The 21,197-nt window shown below is 29.1% G+C and carries 21 protein-coding genes; 17 read left to right on the forward strand and 4 right to left on the reverse strand.

The genetic code is table 11. From position 1 onward, the window contains the following. Nucleotides 1–143: 143 nt before the first annotated feature. Nucleotides 144–3,071, forward strand: coding sequence for an insulinase family protein (locus tag RSA29_RS10695; RefSeq protein ID WP_346942983.1), 2,928 nt, complete (start codon nt 144–146; stop codon nt 3,069–3,071). 111 nt (nt 3,072–3,182) lie between these two features. After that, nucleotides 3,183–4,412: a competence/damage-inducible protein A gene (locus RSA29_RS10700; protein ID WP_346942982.1), complete on the forward strand. Its 1,230-nt coding sequence runs from the start codon at nt 3,183–3,185 to the stop codon at nt 4,410–4,412. Nucleotides 4,413–4,526: 114 nt separating this feature from the next. Here the strand turns inward: RSA29_RS10700 and RSA29_RS10705 are convergent, their stop codons facing one another. The 4 genes from RSA29_RS10705 to RSA29_RS10720 all read right to left on the reverse strand — a co-directional run bounded on the left by RSA29_RS10705 (nt 4,527) and on the right by RSA29_RS10720 (nt 7,987). Beyond that, complete coding sequence (locus tag RSA29_RS10705) at nt 4,527–5,783, reverse strand: S8 family serine peptidase (RefSeq protein ID WP_346942981.1); 1,257 nt, start codon at nt 5,781–5,783, stop codon at nt 4,527–4,529. Nucleotides 5,784–5,889: 106 nt separating this feature from the next. Continuing rightward, a complete protein-coding gene (locus RSA29_RS10710; RefSeq protein WP_346942980.1) occupies nt 5,890–6,780 on the reverse strand; it encodes a selenium metabolism-associated LysR family transcriptional regulator in 891 nt (296 codons plus the stop codon). 117 nt (nt 6,781–6,897) lie between these two features. Further along, on the reverse strand, nt 6,898–7,329 hold the full coding sequence (locus tag RSA29_RS10715) for a DMT family transporter (protein ID WP_346932822.1): 432 nt from the start codon (nt 7,327–7,329) through the stop codon (nt 6,898–6,900). 109 nt (nt 7,330–7,438) lie between these two features. Beyond that, nucleotides 7,439–7,987 (reverse strand): hypothetical protein, encoded by a 549-nt coding sequence (locus RSA29_RS10720; protein WP_346932821.1) that lies wholly within the window; start codon nt 7,985–7,987, stop codon nt 7,439–7,441. Nucleotides 7,988–8,301: 314 nt separating this feature from the next. Here RSA29_RS10720 and RSA29_RS10725 point away from each other — a divergent pair, with 314 nt between their 5' ends. The 15 genes from RSA29_RS10725 (at nt 8,302) to RSA29_RS10795 (ending at nt 21,161) form a co-directional block, all read left to right on the forward strand. Then, a complete protein-coding gene (locus RSA29_RS10725) occupies nt 8,302–9,558 on the forward strand; it encodes a UDP-N-acetylglucosamine 1-carboxyvinyltransferase (RefSeq protein ID WP_346942979.1) in 1,257 nt (418 codons plus the stop codon). A 45-nt stretch (nt 9,559–9,603) separates the two neighbouring features. Next, nucleotides 9,604–10,389, forward strand: coding sequence for an MBL fold metallo-hydrolase (locus tag RSA29_RS10730; protein ID WP_346942978.1), 786 nt, complete (start codon nt 9,604–9,606; stop codon nt 10,387–10,389). A gap of 33 nt (nt 10,390–10,422) precedes the next feature. After that, nucleotides 10,423–11,001 carry a GerMN domain-containing protein gene (locus tag RSA29_RS10735; RefSeq protein WP_346942977.1) on the forward strand — a complete coding sequence of 193 codons (579 nt, stop codon included), beginning with the start codon at nt 10,423–10,425 and terminating at the stop codon, nt 10,999–11,001. 84 nt (nt 11,002–11,085) lie between these two features. Further along, nucleotides 11,086–11,583 (forward strand): SEC-C metal-binding domain-containing protein, encoded by a 498-nt coding sequence (locus tag RSA29_RS10740; protein WP_346932845.1) that lies wholly within the window; start codon nt 11,086–11,088, stop codon nt 11,581–11,583. Between the two features lie 112 nt (nt 11,584–11,695). Next, a complete protein-coding gene (locus RSA29_RS10745; RefSeq protein ID WP_346942976.1) occupies nt 11,696–12,337 on the forward strand; it encodes a lactate utilization protein in 642 nt (213 codons plus the stop codon). Nucleotides 12,338–12,653: 316 nt separating this feature from the next. Next, complete coding sequence (locus RSA29_RS10750; protein WP_346942975.1) at nt 12,654–13,988, forward strand: FAD-dependent oxidoreductase; 1,335 nt, start codon at nt 12,654–12,656, stop codon at nt 13,986–13,988. A 140-nt stretch (nt 13,989–14,128) separates the two neighbouring features. Next, on the forward strand, nt 14,129–14,608 hold the full coding sequence (gene rlmH / locus RSA29_RS10755; protein WP_346942974.1) for a 23S rRNA (pseudouridine(1915)-N(3))-methyltransferase RlmH: 480 nt from the start codon (nt 14,129–14,131) through the stop codon (nt 14,606–14,608). Between the two features lie 245 nt (nt 14,609–14,853). Then, a complete protein-coding gene (locus tag RSA29_RS10760; protein ID WP_346942973.1) occupies nt 14,854–15,222 on the forward strand; it encodes a GntR family transcriptional regulator in 369 nt (122 codons plus the stop codon). Further along, entirely contained in the window at nt 15,222–15,923 is a 702-nt protein-coding gene (locus tag RSA29_RS10765) for an ABC transporter ATP-binding protein (RefSeq protein WP_346942972.1), read from the forward strand. Before RSA29_RS10760 ends, RSA29_RS10765 begins: the two co-directional genes overlap by 1 nt. Further along, nucleotides 15,917–16,687, forward strand: coding sequence for an ABC transporter permease (locus RSA29_RS10770; protein ID WP_346942971.1), 771 nt, complete (start codon nt 15,917–15,919; stop codon nt 16,685–16,687). The genes RSA29_RS10765 and RSA29_RS10770 overlap by 7 nt, the downstream gene beginning before the upstream one ends. A gap of 258 nt (nt 16,688–16,945) precedes the next feature. Continuing rightward, complete coding sequence (locus RSA29_RS10775; protein WP_346932811.1) at nt 16,946–17,149, forward strand: DUF350 domain-containing protein; 204 nt, start codon at nt 16,946–16,948, stop codon at nt 17,147–17,149. 116 nt (nt 17,150–17,265) lie between these two features. Then, complete coding sequence (locus RSA29_RS10780) at nt 17,266–17,649, forward strand: hypothetical protein (protein WP_346932810.1); 384 nt, start codon at nt 17,266–17,268, stop codon at nt 17,647–17,649. A gap of 8 nt (nt 17,650–17,657) precedes the next feature. Next, complete coding sequence (locus RSA29_RS10785) at nt 17,658–18,293, forward strand: normocyte-binding protein (RefSeq protein ID WP_346942970.1); 636 nt, start codon at nt 17,658–17,660, stop codon at nt 18,291–18,293. Nucleotides 18,294–18,295: 2 nt separating this feature from the next. Then, nucleotides 18,296–18,646: a hypothetical protein gene (locus tag RSA29_RS10790; protein ID WP_346942969.1), complete on the forward strand. Its 351-nt coding sequence runs from the start codon at nt 18,296–18,298 to the stop codon at nt 18,644–18,646. 34 nt (nt 18,647–18,680) lie between these two features. Next, on the forward strand, nt 18,681–21,161 hold the full coding sequence (locus tag RSA29_RS10795; protein ID WP_346942968.1) for a glutathionylspermidine synthase family protein: 2,481 nt from the start codon (nt 18,681–18,683) through the stop codon (nt 21,159–21,161). Nucleotides 21,162–21,197: the final 36 nt, after the last annotated feature.

Here is a 21,197-nt window from a genome sequence, read left to right on the forward strand (position 1 = left end):
ACGAGTAGGTATAGAGTTACATTTCGTATATAATATAATATTAAATTTATATTATATATGAAATAATGAATATTAAACTAGTACAGATAGATAATAGTAACAGTAGAATCAAGAAAATATATCATTACATAAGGAGGAAGAATATGAATTACAAGATAGGCAATGTATACCATGGTTTTAAATTAGATAGAGAAGAGAATGTGGTGGAGATAAATTCTATTTCAAGAGTATTTACTCATGAAAAAACAGGTGCAAAACTTTTGCATTTAGAAAATGATGATTCCAACAAAGTTTTTGCAATAGGATTTAAGACGCCCCCAAGCGATGATACGGGTGTTGCACACATATTAGAGCACAGTGTACTTTGTGGTTCTAGAAAATTTCCTACAAAAGAGCCTTTTGTTGAACTTATAAAAGGTTCATTAAACACTTTTTTAAATGCAATGACATTTAGTGATAAGACAATATATCCTTTAGCAAGTAAAAATGAAAAAGATTTCTTTAATTTGATGGATGTATATTTAGATGCAGTTTTTTATCCAAACATATATAATACTAAGGAGATTTTGATGCAAGAAGGTTGGCATTATGAATTAGAGAATGCCGAGGATGATTTAACGTATAAGGGTGTAGTATACAATGAGATGAAGGGGGCATTTTCATCACCAGATGGTATTTTGATGAGAAAAATACAAGAGTCTCTATTTAAAAACAACACATATGGCTTTGAATCAGGTGGAGATCCAGATGCAATACCAGATTTAACAAGTGAAGAGTTTTTAGGTTTTCATAGCAAGTACTACCACCCATCAAACAGTTATATATTCTTATATGGAGATGGAGATTTAGAGCAGAGATTAAAATTTATAAATGATAATTATTTAATAAATTTCGAAAAGACTAAAATTGACTCTGAAATAAAACCAGAAGAACCTTTTAGTGAAATAAAAGAAGCTGAGTATGAATACTCTATATCCAGAGAAGATGATGAAAATGAAAAAACTTTCATGGCACTAAATTTTGTTACAGGAAAATCTACAGATGATGAATTATATCTAAGTTTAAGTACCTTAGAGTATTTATTACTAGAAACTCAAGGAGCTCCACTTAAGCAAGCTCTATTAGATGCAAACTTAGGAAAAGATGTTTATGGAAGTTTAGACAATAGTATTTTACAACCAGTATTTAGTATAGTGCTTAAAAATACGGATAGTGATAAAAGAGAAAAATTTATAGATGTTGTATATACTACATTGAGAAATCTAGTAGACAATGGTATTGATAAAAAACTTATAGAGGCATGTGTAAACATCACAGAATTTAAATTAAGAGAAGCAGATTTCCAAGGAATGCCTAAGGGATTATTTTACTACATGACAGCTATGGATAGTTGGCTTCATGGAGGTGATCCATTAACACATCTAAGATATGAAAAAGGCATTGAGAAGATGAAGATGGGACTTACATCTAATTATTTTGAAAATCTTATAGAAAAATATCTATTAAATAATAACCATGGTTCTATCTTAGTATTATCTCCAAAGAAAGGATTAGCCGATGAAAAAGATGAAAAACTAAATAAGAAATTACAGGATTACAAGGCTAACCTATCTATGGATGAGATTAAGGATATAGTAAATGAAACAAGAAATTTAATAAAGAGGCAAACAACTCCAGATTCAGATGAAATATTAGAAACCATACCAGTACTGTCAATTGAAGATATAGAAGAGAAAATAGAGGAATTACAAATAGAAGAGACTAGTACTAAGGGGATTAAATTACTACACCATGATGTATTCACTAGTAAGATTGCTTATTTAAGTTTTATGTTTAATAGCAAAGTATTAAATCAAGAAGATATTCCATATATAAGTTTATTGAGTACTTTAATGGGTAAAGTTAATACAAAAACCTATAGCTATAGTGATTTGTCTAATGAGATATTGATAAATACTGGTGGTATGTATTTTAAAAATGAGATTTATGGAGATAGTAAGGATACCCTTAAATATAGCCCATATTTTGAAGCACATTGCAGTGTAGTTGTAGATAAACTACCAAAAGCATTGAATATCTTAAGTGATATAATAAAAAATACAGTATTCGATGACAAGAAAAGGATAAGAGACTTAATTAGAGTTTTAATATCAAGAATGGAAATGAAATTTATGGATAGGGGTCATCAAGTGGCAACAACTAGATTAGGTTCATATTTTTCACCAGCATATTCATATATAGAAAGTACATCAGGATATGACTTTTATAGATTTTTAAAGGAGTTTGAAAATAGCTTTGATGAAAAAATAGATGGGTTTATTGAAAAGTTGGAAGCAGTAAGAAGACAAATTTTCAATAAAAATAATATGATAGTAACGGTAATAGGCCAAAATGAAGAAGTTGAAGCTGTTGATAAAAATATGAACATAGTTCTAGATGTATTATCAGATGAACATATAGAATTAAAAGATTATAAATTTATAGAAGATAATAAAAAAGAAGGAATGCTTACACCGTCAAATGTACAATATGTAGCTAAAGGATATAACTATAAAAGATTAGGTTACAAATTTACCGGGAAATTATTAGTTCTAAAAACTATAATAGGTATGGATTATCTATGGAATAAAGTTAGAGTACAGGGTGGAGCTTATGGAGCCTTTGCAAATATAGTTAGAAGTGGAAATTTAATGTTTGCAAGTTATAGAGATCCTAATATAAGAGAGACACTAAAGGCTTATGATGAGGCTGCAAAATATGTAGCAGACTTTACAACTACAGATAGAGAAATGCTAAAGTATATAATAGGAACAATTAGCGAGTTAGATATGCCATTAACACCATCAATGGCTGGAGATACTGCGATAAGTTATCATATAAGAGGTATATCAAATGAGGACAGACAGCGAGAAAGAACAGAAATTTTAAATACTAATGTAAAAGATATTAATGGATTCTCAAAGCTTATATCTGATGTAATGGAAAAAGATTTTATTGTAGTCTTAGGAAATGATAGTAAGATTAAAAATGATAAAGAATTATTTAAAGAGTTAAAAAATACATTAAGCTAAGGGGGTGAATCTTTAATAGACTGGTTATGAATATAGTGTATGAAATGCATTAGAATATTCATTAGTTAACTTTGAATATAAATTGTAACAAGTTCTTATTAAAGGTAAAGTATGAGATGTGAAATACTTGCGGTAGGCACAGAAATTTTATTAGGGGATATAGTAAATACAAATTCACAATATATTTCTAAGAGATTAAGTGAAGAGGGCATATTTGTATATTATCAGTCGGTGGTTGGAGATAACGTGGAAAGGTTAACTAAAGCTTATGAATTGGCTTTTTCAAGGGCAGATTTAGTAATTACAACAGGTGGATTAGGACCAACAAAAGATGATTTGACAAAGGAAGTTGCTTTTGATTACTTTGGAAAGAAAGCTATTTGTCATGAAGAATCTTTAAAAAGTATAAAAAAATACTTTTTAAAGGTAAATAAACCTATGGGAAGTACTAATGAAAAACAAGCTTATTTTCCAAGTGATGCTTTAATACTTAAAAATAATAATGGAACAGCACCGGGATGCATAATAGAAGAAAAAGATAAAGTGCTTGTAATGTTACCAGGACCACCAAAAGAAATGAAACTAATGTTTGAAGAAAGTGTAATACCATATTTAAAAAAATATTCTAAAGAAGTATTGGTGTCTAAAATTCTCAGAGTCATAGGGGTTGGAGAAAGTGCAGCTGCGGAAATGTTAGGGGATATGTTAGATAGTGAAAATCCAACTGTAGCACCCTATGCTAAGGATTCAGAAATGATATTTAGAATTACTGCGAAGGCTGAGGATGAAATTAAAGCGAATAGCCTTATAAAGCCAATAGAAGAAAAAATAAGAGAAATTTTGGGTGCTAATATTTATGGTGAAGGTGAGACTACATTAGAAAATGTTCTTGGAGAAGTCTTAGTAAATAAGGGGCTTACAATAGCGACGGCAGAATCATGTACTGGTGGAATGGTATCAGCAAGATTAGTAAATTATCCAGGGATTTCTCAAAGTTTACTTGAGGGTGTAGTAACTTATAGTAATGAAGCTAAGATGAAGAGAATAGGTGTAAAAAAAGAAACTCTTGAAGAATTTGGAGCAGTAAGCCATCAGGTTGCTAGTGAGATGGCTAGTGGTATAGCAAATACATCGGGAGCAGATATAGGAATTTCAACTACTGGAGTAGCTGGACCTGGTGGTGGAACAGATGAAAAACCAGTAGGGAGAGTATATGTTGGAATATATTATAAGGGTAAAGTTACAACAAAAGAATTGAACTTTGTAGGAAATAGACAAAAGGTAAGAGAACGAACCACAATAACAGCCATAGATATGATTAGAAGACTTCTCTTAAATTAAATGGTAACTTAAATAAAAATTTTAGAGGAATAAATTCAAATAATTTAAAACTAAAATTAAACTAGATTTAAAGATTAGAACAATAAAAAAACATCCCATAGTGTTGTGGGATGTTTATTTTTTTTTCTTCTTAGAGTCTTGTTTATGATGAGGTAAATCAGTATTTAGAAGATTACTTACATTTATATATCCATTCCCTTGTCTATACTTTTTATCATTTATTAAAATAGAATTTATTTTTAATAAGGTATAAATATCATCAAAAGTATAATCTTTGTTTAGTTCAAATAATAAAGCGCAGAGACCGGAGATAAAAGCACAAGATATAGAAGTTCCACTAGAGGTAGTATACAGTGAAGTAAGTGGTGTTGGATAAAGTTTTTCACCATCACGTTCTGATATATAAGTAGTATCAGAATTTAAAGAAATAACATCATCACTAGCGGCTACAAAGTCAGGTTTTTTTAAAGATTTAGTAGAGCCACAACAAGAATATTCGCTAGAGAAATATGAAGTGTTGGTGTTAATACCACCTATGGTAAGTACTTTATCGGATAAAGCTAAACCTTTTATTGTATCTTCTTTATTTTCATTATTACCAGCGGGTACAACTATTAATATGTTTTTCTTTTTAAACATTAAGAAGAATGTATCATAAAGAGATAGTGTGAATTTATTTAAAGTTGTTAGTTCAAAGGGAGCACAGATGACTTTAATATTTAATTCATCGCTTAGATTGTATAGATACTCTAGGGCACAAAGGGTAGAAGAGATATATCCTTTCCCAAATTTATTAAAAGCTTTAACCATAGCAATGTTACTATTAACAGCAATACCGCGATGTTTAATTTTTTTATTAGTACCTTCTCCACAAATTATTCCGGATACAAATGTTCCGTGGCCATTATCATCATATGGGTTTGTAGCACCATTGATTAAATCTATGAATTTTTTTATTTTATTTGTTGGAGTAGTTAAATCTAAATGAGGATAAACACCGCTATCAATAATTCCAACACAAATACCATTGCCAGAAATAGACTTTTCGTTGATTGATTGAAATTGTTTATTATCTAAAAATATGGAATTAGCATGAAGTACATTTTTGTTACAAAGAAAAGCTATATCATCAAGACAAATATATTTAACCTCAGGAAGTTCAATGAGTCTTTTAATTGTTGGTTTTGTAACTAATGCACACAAACAATTTAAGGAATTTATATTATAAATAATATTACCCTTTGAGGATTTTATCATTTTATCTATTGAATTTTTTATCATTCCGTATTTAATTATAATTCTATACTTACTATAAATATTATTATCTATTATATCTTTTAGTGTTGGATCAAGTTTTTTATTGAAAAACATAATAACACCCCTTATATACTGATTACACTTATTAGTATATGTAGGAGTGTTACATTTGTTAAAGTTTTTATATAATATAAAATATACAAGTTGTGAAATACATCTTTTATAACTTGTATATTTCTTTGCACATGGTAAAAAAAGCTCTTGCAATTGGAGTTAATGTACGTTTAGAACTAGTAACTAAAAAAATATCTCGATTTAAATCAAGACCTTGAACTTTACTAATATTAATAGTTCCATTTGAGACGTAATCTTCACATAAACTTTTACTAATTATAGAAATCCCTAATCCGAGCTTAATAAATTTTAATTGAGCATGTACACTATCAACTTCACAGAGAGTCTTAACTTTCTTCATATCAATGTTGTGAGAATGAAGCTGTTTTTCTAAAGTATGTCTAGTGGCAGATTCCTTTTCTCTAACAATAAAGGGATGTTTAGTTAAATCTTCTATAGATATTACTTCAGGAAAATTTAACTTAGGACTTGAAGCGACAACTAACTCATCATTCATAATCTTATAACTATTTATTTTGGGATTATTTATAATAGTACCGACTAGTCCAATTTCACATTTAAGATCCATAATATCTTTTATTATAGAAACAGAACCTTGCTCTCTAATATTAAATTTAACATTTGAATAAAGTGTACTAAAGCTTGATACAAGATTTGGTAATAAAGAATTACAAGGTGTTGTACTAGCGGAAATGTTAAGAGCTCCAGTGATAGTGGTATTAAAATCAGCTAAATCAGTTATTGCATTATTTCTTGTATTTATAATATCATTAGCATATTGAAGAAATGACTCGCCCACTGGAGTTAAATTAACTTCTTTAGAAGTCCTATCAAATAGTTGTACATTAAGTTCTCTTTCTAAGCTAGATATATGTGAGCTTATAGTTGGTTGGGATAAATAAATAGAATTAGCAGCTTTAGAAAAACTCTTAAGCTTGGACACAGTAATAAATGCTTCAAGTTGTTTAAAATCCATAGAATACCTCCATTTTATAAGTTATAAATAAGATGTATTAAAGTATAAGTGTTAAGGTAAGGTGGTGGGTTAGTTAAATTGATAATTTCTGTGACATAAAAATAGAAAAGATAAAAATTATCCTTTCCATTTAAAAATTATGATTCCGCCTATCATTATAATCACGCCTATACATTGACGAAGACTGCAAAGAGATGCTTTACACCCAAAGAATCCAAAGTGAGTAATTAAAGTCGCTGCAATAAGTTGAGCTACAAGAATTATGGCTACAGCTACAGCTGGACCAAGGCTTGACATGCCTTTAATTACGGTAAAAGTGATTACTGTACCTAAAACACCAGCAAGCAAATAAAGTTTGTTGGCATCTTTTAAATTTCGAAAATTACCATCCCCGGCAAACATCAATACAACTAAAGCGGTGGCAAGTGCAATACCTTGAGTTAATACGGTAGTTTCCCATAAACCAATTTTTTTTGAAAGTTCGGTGTTAAACACACCTTGTACGCTCATGGTAATACCTGCAATTATTGAAAAGATAATACCCCACATAGCTCATCACCATCCTTAAGGATAGTGTGCCCAAATACTTGTATAATTATTTAATATAAATTCTAAATATATCTATATATTTAGAATTTATATGTATTTAGTAAGCTGATTAAAAGTCTTTTAAGGAGTAACTTTTAACTAGTGTATCACGTCGATTATTAAGTTGTTTCCAAATTTCTACTTTATCTATTTTAGTGAAGTTAAGAAGCTCAGTTTTATCTTTAGAACTATCTAAACTAAAAGAGTTATTAACACATGCCTTTCTGATAGCATTATTTGCATTAGATATTGGCATGTTAAAGTAAGTGAAAGTTGAAAATTCCTTAATGCTAATTCCGTGGGTAGTAAACATATCAAACATGGATCTACATATTTTATTTATATAACCCTTATCTTTAATCTTTAAGTTTACGGTATTAGAAGTATCATTAATATAGATATCATTATCGATACCAACTTTAAATTTTTTATAAGGAGATATAATTTTTTTTATTATCTCATCTAATTTATCAAGTTCTACATTTGATACAGAACCTAGAGGAATATATAAATTAGATATATTTTTATATAGTCTATACTTTTTATTTAAAAATTTTTGAATGGATATAATTTCATCAATGGATTTATCATCGACTACTGCAACTAAATAATATTTCATTTTTTTCCTCCCGGTATGTAGGTTTTAATTACAAAACATTATATAATAAGTAAAATAATTATAATGTTATAGTTAACCGTATTATAACATATTATTATAGGTTATAATAGATTTATATAATTAATTATAACCCAGTATCTAAAGTATATATGCATTGTAAAACAATTCCTAAAAAAAACACGGTTTAATTTTAAATTTTTTATTAAAAGTAACGAACAATGTGATATAATTATAATTATGAGATTTTAAAGATTAAAAATAAGTTGCATATGTAAAAATATGAACATTATATAAATAGTGAGGATGATACCTATATGGAAAAATTAGTTATAAATGGAGGCAATCCATTATCCGGAAATGTTAATATTGATGGCGCTAAAAATGCAGCAGTGGCAATATTGCCTGCGGCAATATTAGCATCTAAAGGAATTTGTATAATAGATAATGTTCCTAATATAGAGGACATTAATTGCTTAGAAGTTATTTTAAAATATTTAGGATGTAAAGTTGAGGCAGGAACAAACTGCATTAAAATAGATAGTACAAATATAGTTACAACAAATGCTACAATCCCAGAGGTAAGAAAGATGAGAGCGTCTTATTACCTGCTAGGAGCTCTTCTTGCAAGATTTAAAAAGGCTAGAGTTGAGCTTCCAGGAGGATGTCCAATAGGAGATAGACCAATAGATCAACATATAAAAGGATTTGAAGCATTAGGGGCTACTGTTACCATAGAACATGGTGCAGTAAATATAATTGCAGATAAATTAGTTGGATCAACTATATACTTTGATGTAGTGAGTGTTGGGGCGACAATAAATATCATGCTTGCAGCTACACTTGCAGAAGGAGTTACAATACTAGAAAATGCAGCTAAAGAGCCACATGTGGTAGATGTAGCAAACTTCTTAAATACAATGGGTGCAAATGTTAAGGGTGCAGGAACGGATGTAATAAAGATAACAGGAGTTTCAGAGCTTTCGGGATGTAACTATTCGGTTATACCTGACCAGATAGAGGCCGGTACATTTATGATAGCAACGGCAGCTTGCGGTGGAGAAGTAATTTTAAATAATGTAATTCCAAAACATTTAGAGTCAATTTCAGCAAAACTTGTAGAGATGGGTGTAGAAATAATTGAACATGATGATTCAGTTACAGTAAAGAGTAAAAAATGCCTTAAAGGTGTAAATATAAAAACATTGCCGTACCCAGGATTCCCTACAGATGTTCAACAGCCTATAAGTACACTCTTAACAATTGCTCAAGGAAGAAGTGTAGTAAATGAAAGTATTTATGAATGCAGATTTAAGCATATTGATGAATTAAAGAAGATGGGCGCAATGGTTAAAGTAGATGGCAAAATAGCTATAATTGATGGCGTAGAAAAATTAACAGGAGCTAAGGTTTATGCAACTGACTTAAGAGCAGGTGCAGCATTAGTAATTGCAGGTCTTGCAGCAGAAGGTAACACTGAAGTAGAGGGAATTGAACATATAGATAGAGGATATCTATATATTGAAGAAAAATTTAAAGCATTAGGTGCAGATATAGCTAGAGTAAAGAAATAAAATTACCTGTATTAATTAAATGAATAACATATTGAGGAGAAAACTATGAAATTTTGCCCATTATTTAGTGGTAGCAGTGGAAATAGTATATTTGCATCTGAAAATGGCAGTAATATACTTATAGATGTAGGTATGCCGGGGAAGTCTATAGATAGAGAACTAAACAATATAGGTGTAGACCCCAAATCAATAGACGGTATATTCATAACCCATGAACATTCAGATCATATTAAGGGTGCTGGGGTATTTTCAAGGAAATATGACGTGCCTATATACGCGCCTAGTCTCACATGGGAGGCTATGGAGACTAAAATAGGAAATATAAGAGTGGAGAATATTAAAATAATAGATGGTAAATTCAGTGAAATAAAAGGATTAACCATAGAGAATTTTCCGATATCCCATGATGCGGTTTCTCCACGAGGATATAAAATACATGGAAAGAAAAAAACCTGTTGCATAGCTACTGATTTAGGGTACTTCTCTATAGAAGTTAAAGAGGCATTAGTAGATAGTGATATAATTCTATTGGAAAGCAACCATGATGTGGAAATGGTTAAATTTGGTCCGTATCCATACCCATTAAAACGAAGAATATTAAGCTCACAAGGTCATTTATCAAATGAGGATTGTGGGAAGGCAATAGTAGATATTCTTAAGGATGAATATAAAACAATATATTTAGGACATTTAAGTAAAACAAATAATTATCCGGAGCTTGCATATGAAACAGTTGTAGGTGTATTAAGAGAAAATAATATCAATATAGAAAAGGATATTAGTTTAAGAATGTGTAATAGAGATGGTCATAGTTTAGTATCAGATATATAGAAATAGTTTAAGTCGTAAATTAGGAGGTGTAATATGAAGAAAAAAACCTTTAGTCTAGTTTTAATAGCTATAGTAGTTGGGGTAGCTGTATTAATTGGTATAATTTATGCTTCAAAAACAATGGGGATAAAAAAAGATAAGGCAAGTATGATAAGCAAGGAAAAACTCCAAAATTCAACATCCAAAGATGATAATATAGATATAGATTTATACTTTGGTGGAAATGGAGATAAAGCTGATATAGTAAAAGAGGCAAGGCTTATAAGTAGTGAGGAATTTTTAGGGGAAATTATAATGCAAGAACTTATAAAGGGTCCTGCCGTTGTAAGTGAGAGCAAGCCAGTATTTCCTAAAGGTACAAGACTTTTAAGTTTTTCAATTAAAGATAAAATAGCATATATTAGCTTAAGTAATGAAGTTGTTTTGAAAATGACGCCAGTGCAAGAGGGAACTTTATTAAAATCAATAACCACTTCATTGACACAGTTATCGTCTATAGAAAAGGTTATGATTACTATAGATAATCAAGGCGTTGAAACTCTTGGAGGCAACTACAACATTTCGAAGCCGTTTAGTAAGGATGAAATAGAAAATTTACGTATACAACAGTAAAATAATATTGAAAGATAAATAAATATCTATTATAATTAACAAAACTAATATTATAAAATTATGGATAAAGAAGGAGAAAATAACATGAGTGCATATAGTAATTGGACAGAGTATGTTGTGGAATTTGTTAAGGAGAATGGTGAGCCTGAGTTCTGGAAACAATATGCTCAGATTGAGAAATCAATATACATTAAGGCTTTAAATATAGCTGATGGTGTAATTAGTGGGAAATTTGCAGAGTTAGCTAAACATTTTGAGGTAAGTGAAATTTATTTCATGGGATTTTTAGATGGTATAAATGAAAGCATTGATAAAGAACTAGATTTAGAAGCTATAGAAAATAATACAGAAATAAACTTTAAAATAGACTTTGAAAAGTTATATTACAATATGCTTGATTCTAAAGCAGATTATCTTTATACGTTACCACAATGGGATAGAATATTTTCAGTAGAAAAGAGAAAAGAAATTCAAAAAACTTGGAGAGAATCTAAAACAGTTGTGAATGAAGTTAAAATTGGAAGAAATGACCCTTGTACTTGCGGAAGCGGGAAAAAATACAAGAAGTGTTGTGGAAAATAATATTTAAATTACCCTAATGAATTTCTAAAAAATTCATTAGGGTTTTTATTATTATTACGTGTATATATGTTACAATACAATATATAGAAAATTTGTTTAAGGGGAGTTAAATATGGATGATAATATGATATGGTTAAAGGAAAATAAAATCAAACAAACTATAAATTGCCTTAATAGTAATGGAATGAATGGGTATTTGGTAAACAGTGAGGAAGAATTAATAAAAAAAATTGAAGAAATTACATGGTCTGGAGCTACAGTAGCCTGCGGAGGATCTATGTCTTTATTTGAAACTGGCGTAATTGAACATTTAAGAAGTGGAAGATATACATTTTTAGATAGGTACAAAGAAGGACTAACAAAAAATGAAGTCAAGGAAATATATAGACAGTCATTTTCCGCAGATGTGTATTTTACAGGTACTAATGCTATAACTGAAAAGGGTGAACTTTATAATGTGGATGGAAATGGAAACAGAGTAGCGGCTATGCTATATGGACCTGATAAAGTTATTGTTGTATTAGGAGAAAATAAAATAGTAAAGGACATAGATGAGGCTATAAGAAGAAATGAAAGAATAGCTGCTCCAGCAAATTGTAAAAGGTTAAATAGAAATACACCTTGTACTAAAGTAGGATATTGTTTGGATTGTTCAAGTGAAGATAGAATTTGTAATGAATATACTATAATAAGAAGACAAGGAAATAAAGATAGAATACATGTTATATTTTTAAATAAAGAGCTAGGATATTAAGAAAAAAACACAAGAAAAAGAATAAATATTTTCTTGTGTTTTTTTAGTAGATAACAATACTATTATTAAAATGTTATATATTTATATGAATTGCATATAAAATATAGTGTATGCAAAAACTAAGCTATGAAAGTGTAATATGGAGCATTAGAGAGGTAACTTAAATATATGAGGTTAAAGCTATATTGAATATAATGTAAATAAGTAATACAGTATACTTAATAGTATTTATTTTTAGATAATAATAACTATTGAAAGTTAAATTAATGAAAAAGTGTAGTAAAATAAATTATATAATTCAAGGGGGTTATAGTATATGAAAATTGCAGTTGTTGGATGTACTCATGCTGGAACAGCGGTTATTGTAAATGTAAAAGAACTTTATCCAGATAGCGAAATAATTGTTTATGAAAGGAACGATAATGTATCATTTCTTTCATGTGGAATAGCACTTAGTGTATCAAATATAGTAAGTGAGCCAGAGAAGTTGTTTTATAATTCACCAGAAAAATTAAGTAATATGGGCATAAGTATGAGGATGAATTATGATGTAACCAATATTGATATAGATGGCAAGCGTATTACCTCAAGAAATTTAAGAACAAATGATATTGTTGAAGAGGGATATGATAAATTAGTTCTAACATTGGGTTCATGGCCTATAGTTCCTAATTTTGAAGGTAAGAATCTAGATAATATATTACTTTGTAAGAACTACAGCCATGCTAAGGAGATTATAGAACGATCTACTGAAGCTAAGAATGTGGTAGTTGTAGGTGCAGGATATATTGGAGTAGAATTAGTTGAAGCTTTTGAAATGGAAGGTAAGAATGTAACGTTAATAGATGCAGAAGAAAGAATAATGAGTAAGTATCTTGATAAAGAATTTACTGATATTGCAGAAAAAGAATTTTCGAATCGTGGAGTAAAATTATCATTAGGTGAAAAAGTTAGAAAATTTGAAGGCCAAGATGGAAAAGTAGCAAGAGTTGTTACTGATAAAAATACACATGAAGCAGATTTGGTTATACTTTGTATTGGGTTTGCACCTAGTACAGAACTTGTAAAAGGAAAATTAGATACTCTTCCTAATGGGGCTATAATAATTGATGAATATATGAGAACGAGTTGTGAGGATGTATTTGCAGCAGGGGATTGTTGCGTTGTAGAATATAATCCAGCTAGGGATAAGAGATATATACCACTAGCAACTAATGCGGTTAGAATGGGAACTCTTGTAGCTAAAAATTTAGTGAATCCTACACTGAAATATATGGGAACCCAAGGTACATCTGGAATAAAAATATATGACAAGTGTATTGCATCTACAGGGCTTACAGAAAATGTTGCAAGAAGTACTACATCTATGAATATAAAATCAGTAGAGTTAAGAGAAAATAATAGACCGGAATTCATGCCAACTTTTAGTGAGGCTATGATAAAGCTAGTATATGATGAAGATACTAGAAGAATTCTTGGAGGTCAGATCATATCGGATATAGACTTAACTCAACATATGAATACATTATCGGTAGTAATACAAAACAATATGACGATAGAAGAACTTGCTATGACAGATTTCTTTTTTCAACCACATTTCAATAAACCATGGAGTTTGTTAAATAGTGTGGCCCTTAAGGCATTAAAATAAAAATTTTACTAAGGCTAAATATACAAATTAAAACCTAACTAAATTAGATTTTCTAATTTAGTTAGGTTTTTCTTTTAATAAATAGACTTTAGATATATACTAATTTTAGTAAAGAAGTATAACAATTTAGGAGGAAACCTATGAATATAACATTAATAACTGTAGGTAAAATAAAGGAAAAGTATTTAAGAGATGCAATAGATGAATATACTAAAAGGCTTTCAAGATACTGCAAATTAGATATAATAGAGCTACCTGATGAGAAAACACCTGATAATGCATCCACTAAAGAAGAAGTACAGATTAAAGAAAAAGAAGGACAGAATATCCTGTCTAAGATAAAAGATAACGCTTATGTAGTAGCAATGGATTTAAAGGGAAAGCACATTTCTTCAGAAGAATTTGCTAATTTTATTGATAACTGTGGAGTAGATGGGAATTCAAACCTAGTCTTTATAATTGGTGGAAGTTTAGGATTATCAGAGCAAGTTATAAAAAGAGCAAACTATAAAGTGTGCTTTTCAAAGATGACATTTCCACATCAATTATTTAGAGTAATGCTTTTAGAGCAGATATATAGAGGATATAGGATTATAAAGGGTGAACCGTATCATAAGTAGATAGTTATATAAATAATAAATTGTAAAATCTAAACAATCATAATTAATAACCCCATGATATTAAGAGTGTCATGGGGTTGTGTTATATAACTTAACACATATAGTTTAAAATAGTGGATTGTATTGAAATCTATAGGTTAAGAATAGCTAGGAACTAAAATTTTGAAGTAGATGTTGACAAGACTAAAACAAAATTGTATTATTGTATTAAGGTATTAATACAATAATACAAAAGAGGTGATTAAGTGGAATGGGAATTTAAAGACCAAAGGCCTATATATATTCAGCTAATAGAGCAGATAAAGTTAAAAATAATATCAGGAGAATACAAGCCAGGACAAAAGTTTCCAACTGTAAGAGAGTTGGCAGGGGAGGCATCAGTAAACCCTAATACAATACAAAAAGCTTTAACAGAGTTAGAGCGGGCAGGCTTTGTTTATAGTCAAAGAACTAGTGGAAGATTTATTACGGAGGATGTAGAGATGATAAAAGAGATTAAGTTAAGCATAGCTAAAGATCAAGCGTTAAATTTTCTTGAAAATATGAAAAATTTAGGACTTAGCAGTGAGGAAATAATGGAGTTTGTGGGAAAAATGGCAAGGGAGATGGAGTAATGAGTGAACCTATTTTAGAATGCAAAGGACTAGTAAAAAAATATGCAAATAAGGAAGCACTTAAGGGGATTGATTTAACTTTAGAAAAGGGGAAAATAGTTGGACTTTTAGGTCCTAATGGTAGTGGTAAAACAACTTTAATAAAGATAGCTAATGGGTTATTGAAGCCAACATCCGGAGAAATAAAAATTGCAGGATTTACACAAGGTATAGAAACTCAAAAAATAGTTTCCTATCTTCCTGAAAGAACTTATCTTAATGAGTGGATGAAGGTATCTGATATTATAACTTTTTTCAAAGATTTTTATGAGGATTTTGATGAAAATAGAGCTTATGATATGCTAAAAAGGTTAAATATTGAATCAGATGTTAAACTTAAGACATTATCTAAAGGAACTAAAGAGAAAGTCCAACTTATTTTAGTTATGAGTAGGCAAGCACAAATATACTTTTTAGACGAGCCTATTGCAGGTGTAGATCCAGCAGCAAGGGATTATATTTTAAACACTATAATAAGCAATTATAATGAGAATGCAACAGTAGTAATTTCAACTCATTTGATAGCAGATATAGAGAAAATCTTAGATGATGTTATTTTTATATCTAATGGAGAAATAATGTTACAAAAGAGTGTAGACGAAATAAGAGAAAGCAATGGGAAAACAGTAGATGAGTTATTTAGGGAGGTGTTCAAATGCTAAGAAAATTAATGAAATATGAATTTAAGGCAATAGGGAGAATAATGATACCTCTTTATGCGGCATTATTGGGATTTACAATTATTAACAAGCTGTTTATTGGAATTAATTTTAATGAATCGAATATGGATTTCTTAGGGGGCATTCCTGCTATTATAACAATGATGGGATATGTTATAACAATGATAGCAGTTTTTGTAGGAACATTTTTTATAATTATACAAAGATTTTATAAAAATCTATTTGGAGATGAAGGCTATTTAATGAATACCATCCCAGTAAAAAGTTCACAAAATATAGTTAATAAACTAGTAGTATCTATGATATGGATTATAATAAGTACTATTGTGGCTGCAATTTCCATAGTTATAATGGCATACGAGCCAGAAATGGTTAAGGCAATAATTAAAGAATTTAAAAATATTTATTCTGAAATCGGAGTTAATGGTCCTATTATTATAGAGTTTATCATTCTTGGAATTGTAAATTTAGCCCATGGAATTATGATGTTTTATGCAGCTCTTTCTATAGGGCAGTTATTTAAATCAAAAAAATTATTAGGAGCATTTGCTGGATTTATGATAATAAGTATTATTCAACAAACAATAATAGGAATAGGTATGACTATATTATTTATAAGTGTAAATTTTGTTTATGCAAATCCACAATATATATTGCTAGGTGCAATACTTGTTTCTTTATGTTTATTTGTAATTTTATTCTGTATAACTAATTATATTTTAAAAAATAAGCTTAACCTAGAATAGTAATAAAAAATTCAGAGATTAAGTTTTAATAACAAAATTAAATTTGTATTTATTAAAAAATCACAATAATGTAGAAAAATGTTGTGATTTTTTTTATTTAAATATAAAATTAAATCCTAAAATATAAAGTAAGTAGTTTAAATATCAAAAATAAAATTCTAACTAGGGTAATTAATTTTGAGAAATATTTGAAAAAATATCCAAATAGGTTATAATTAGTATAAGGTGAAAAGATTACAATAAACAGGGGGGATTTAAATGGAAATGTTAATGAATGTAGGCGTAAGCTTATTATTTGGGATAGTTGGAATTATTATTTTAATAATAGGATACAAGCTATTCGATTTTATAGTGCCAGCAGATTTTAATAAAGAATTGGAAAAAGGGAATATAGCAATAGCTATATTTTTAGCAGGCATGCTTATTGGATTATCAATTATAGTTTCTCAGGTTGTTAGATAAACTAATAAGGTAACTAGAATTTAAATGATGAGTAGATTTTTTGCTATAATAATGAAATTGTATAGGGGAAAATCTACTATTATTTATAAAGAAGTTTGAATATGGGGGTAAATAATTTGAGTATATATCTTTATAGAGATTATTTGGAATGGGAAAAGGATGAGCCATTTGAAGTTTTGGAGGGGAACCTGAATGTTACGAGCAAAGGTCTTATCGTAGTTGAAACTGTAGAAGATTTTAAGAGCTATAAACAAATACTTTCCTTTGATAAAATTTTTGCCATCGTATATAAATTACCTTATAATTATATGAATTATGAGAGAGAAATAAATATTTTTGAAAATAGTAATTCATGGTCAAACTCGGCTCCAGACATAACTTTCAAGGGTGAAGTTCAGGAAAATGAATGTAGTGATAGGCATGTTACTTTTAATACAGTAGATAATTTTAAACAAATCATTTCCCTTTCTAAAATTTTCGCGGTTACTTATGAAAGCTAGGTGAAAAAATGAATTTGAAAGAAAAAAACTTTAGAGAAATATATAGAGCTTGGAAATCTAATTTGGGGAATTTCGAACCTTTTATGAGAAGCGGCCCTTTTGTATCACTTCAAACTTATTCGGATTTTGAAATTACATATTCATTAGATGAACAATATATTTACAGGGAACACAAAGACAAATTAATGGATATAACAAGTCATGACTTAGAAAAAACATTTATTATTATAGATATTAATATGAGAGAATCTCTAGAAATGGCTTATTTGATTAATAATAAATTTAATATAAAACCGATTATAAATTTTAACTTTTTATTTCATCCATACGGATTAATAGGAAATAAAGATTCAATTGAAAGGTTAATAATTTTGGGTGAAAACTTGAAAATTATTAAGCCAAAAGCCTATGTACTATTTTTAGATTACGAAAGATATGGCGAGTTTGAAGACGATGAATATAAAAAGAAGCTTAATAACCAGTACGAGTTTTTAAGTGAGGATTTACCGTATGGGAAAGTATTAAAAAGCATTGGATATACTAAATTAATTGTATATACCAAGGCTGATGTTAAAGGTGATATGAAAGCATATGTTAGTGAAACAAATAATGATTTAAATATTGAAATAAAAAGCTGGGGGTAAGTATGGATAATTTTAAGAAATTACTAAATGCTAATAAAAATAAAGCATTGGCTCTTGCAGTTGCTACAGCAATGACAGCTTCTTTATTTGTTGGCTGTACTAGAAATCAAACTGTTACAGAGGAAGAAGAGGAAGAGGGATACTATAATGGGGGGGGATATTATAACCCAACTAGATATATTTATGGAGGTAGATCTGGATTCATAAATAAAAATACAAATAATAGTACTAATAGTAGTGGGAATACAAATATTAATGATGGAGACTCTAGTACTAGTACAAAAAAATCAACTACTGTATCCAAAGGAAAATCAGGATATAGTAGCTCAAAAGGTGGAAGTTCTTCTAGCTAGGATTTATAAAATAAATTAATAGAAAGGCGTTAATATGAAAAATCAAAAATTATTCACAGAAGATGTTTTATTTAACAATTATATGATTAGTAGTGGCTATGAAAATTATATTCATAGCCAAATACCATTTTATATAGGTACAAGTTGTTATGATAAAATGGTATATTACTCAGAAACTATTAATAAAATTTCAATTAGAGTTCTTAGTGAATTAAATACAAATCATAATAAACTTCTTTCATATATAGATGACTTTCCTTTTAAAGAGGATATTTTCAATTTAACTTGTCCTATAGCTCCAATGATATGGACACGGTTTGATACCTTTAGAGATTCAAAGGGCGGGATTTATTTTGCAGAGTTTAATTATGATAAACCTTGTGCTCAAAAAGAAATAGCGTTAGCAGGTTCTTTGGATTTTGATAAAAATATAAACATGGACTTTAAAGCAAATTTTATAGATTCATTGATATCAATTTGTAATGATTTATATAAAGAAAAAAATATAAACGTTGGCATACTTATGGACCCATGTCATTATGAAGAATTTCATTTAGCTACTTATATTAAAGATATATTAAGTGAGACAAATATTAGTATATATCAAGTTGGACCTAAAAATTTATCGGTTAAAGATCAGGAAGTCTATGCCTTTGGTGAGGTTAAAATTAAAGTTATTTTAAAACTATTTCCTGCAGAATATCTTTATGAAATAGATAATTTTGCAGAAATACTAGATGCCTTTAATAAAGGAAAGGTTACAATACTAAATGATCCTAGAGTTGTGGCAGTACAAGCTAAAACTTTCTTTGCTTATCTTTGGGAATTAGTATTATTAGACTCGCCACTACTATCTAATAATGAAAAGCAGGATATAAAGACATGTATTCCATATACGACTTTATTTAAGAATGGCATTGATGAAAATTCTCAAAGTCAAATTGCTAACCTTATAAATAATAAAGATAAGTATGTTATTAAATCTTCCCTTGGAAGATATAGTGGACAGGTATATATAGGTAAACTTTATAATAAAGAAAACTGGGAAAAGCAGGTTAAACAGGTTATAGAATCTGATAATGTTCATATAGTTCAAGACTTGATAGATATAAAACAAGAATATACTTATAGACCTGGAGAATATAATATGAATTTACCAGTACTGGGTTATGGAAATTTTGGAACATATATTACAAAAGAAAAGCTCATAGGTATTTGTATACGATGGAGTGAAAATTTTCTTACAGATGATAGTAATTCTTGGATGTGTCCCTTAGGGGTTAAAGATTATCCTATAGAAATAGATTCAAAATATTTGAGACCTAGAAAAAAAGTATGGGATAAGGTTGTTGAGCGGGCTTTATTTGAATATAATTTTACAGGTCCATATACAAATATAGATGAATTTTTATCAATAGATAGGTTTCTTATCACCCAAGAGATTTATGATGAAATGAACTTAGCTAGTGTTAAGTTTTGCAATATATTAAAAAAGACTAGTGAAGCTATAAAAGTTAATTTTCCTATGTTTTCTGATTTGTTAGGGCTACCAGAAACTTTAGCAGAAGCGATAGTTAATTCTGATACTGATGCACTATGTGCAATTGGCAGAATAGATTTTGTTTTAGACAGTAGTGGAGATTTGAAAATATTAGAGTTTAATTCAGAAACTCCAGCTGGTTTAGTCGAAAGTATTGGAATCACGAAGATTGTTAAAGAGGAATTGGGGTTAGAATACATAAATCCTAATGAGGGATTAAAAGATAATATTAGTGTCATCTTTAAGAAAATCCTTAAAGATATTAAGATGAATAAAGAAGTGAAAAATATTGGGTTTGTATCTACAAATTATTATGAAGATTTATTTAATACGTCTATATTGCATGATATTTTAAACGAAGAAGGCGAATATAATTTAATTGTGGGTAACATTTATGACTTAGAAATCAAAGATAATAAAATATTCTTATATAATACGGCCATTGATGCTATGTATAGATATTTTCCTTTAGATTGGATTTCTTATGATGATAGTTTATCTGATATTATCCCGCTATTAAATAAGTCGATTTCACTTATAAATCCGACTCATACACTGGTAACACAATCGAAGGGATATCTAGCGGTTATTTATGAGTTTATTGGTAAGGGACTTTATACGAGTGAAGAAGAAAAATTCATAAAGGAGTATATTCCATATACTTGTTTATTTCCAGATAATAATATATCTACAGATTTTTTAGTGAAACCCTATTTATCACGAGAAGGTGGAGGTATAACTATGAGTTATGAGGAGATGCCTGAAGATATAAGTGATGTTGTTTTTCAGGAACGTGTTAATATTGCACCAATACAAATTGAAAGACATTCTGTATTGGGTTCGAAAACTTCTATGCAATTTCCTGTTATGGGTATTTATATAACTGATGATAAACCTGTGGGTATATTTACTAGAATAGGGGATTTTATAACAAATTCATCTGCGGTATTTCTCCCAACTTATATAATGAAGTAGTTAAAACAGTATTTTAATTTAAAATAACTAAGCTAA

The organism is Clostridium sp. (assembly GCF_036660475.1).
Classification (GTDB): domain Bacteria; phylum Bacillota; class Clostridia; order Clostridiales; family Clostridiaceae; genus Clostridium_J.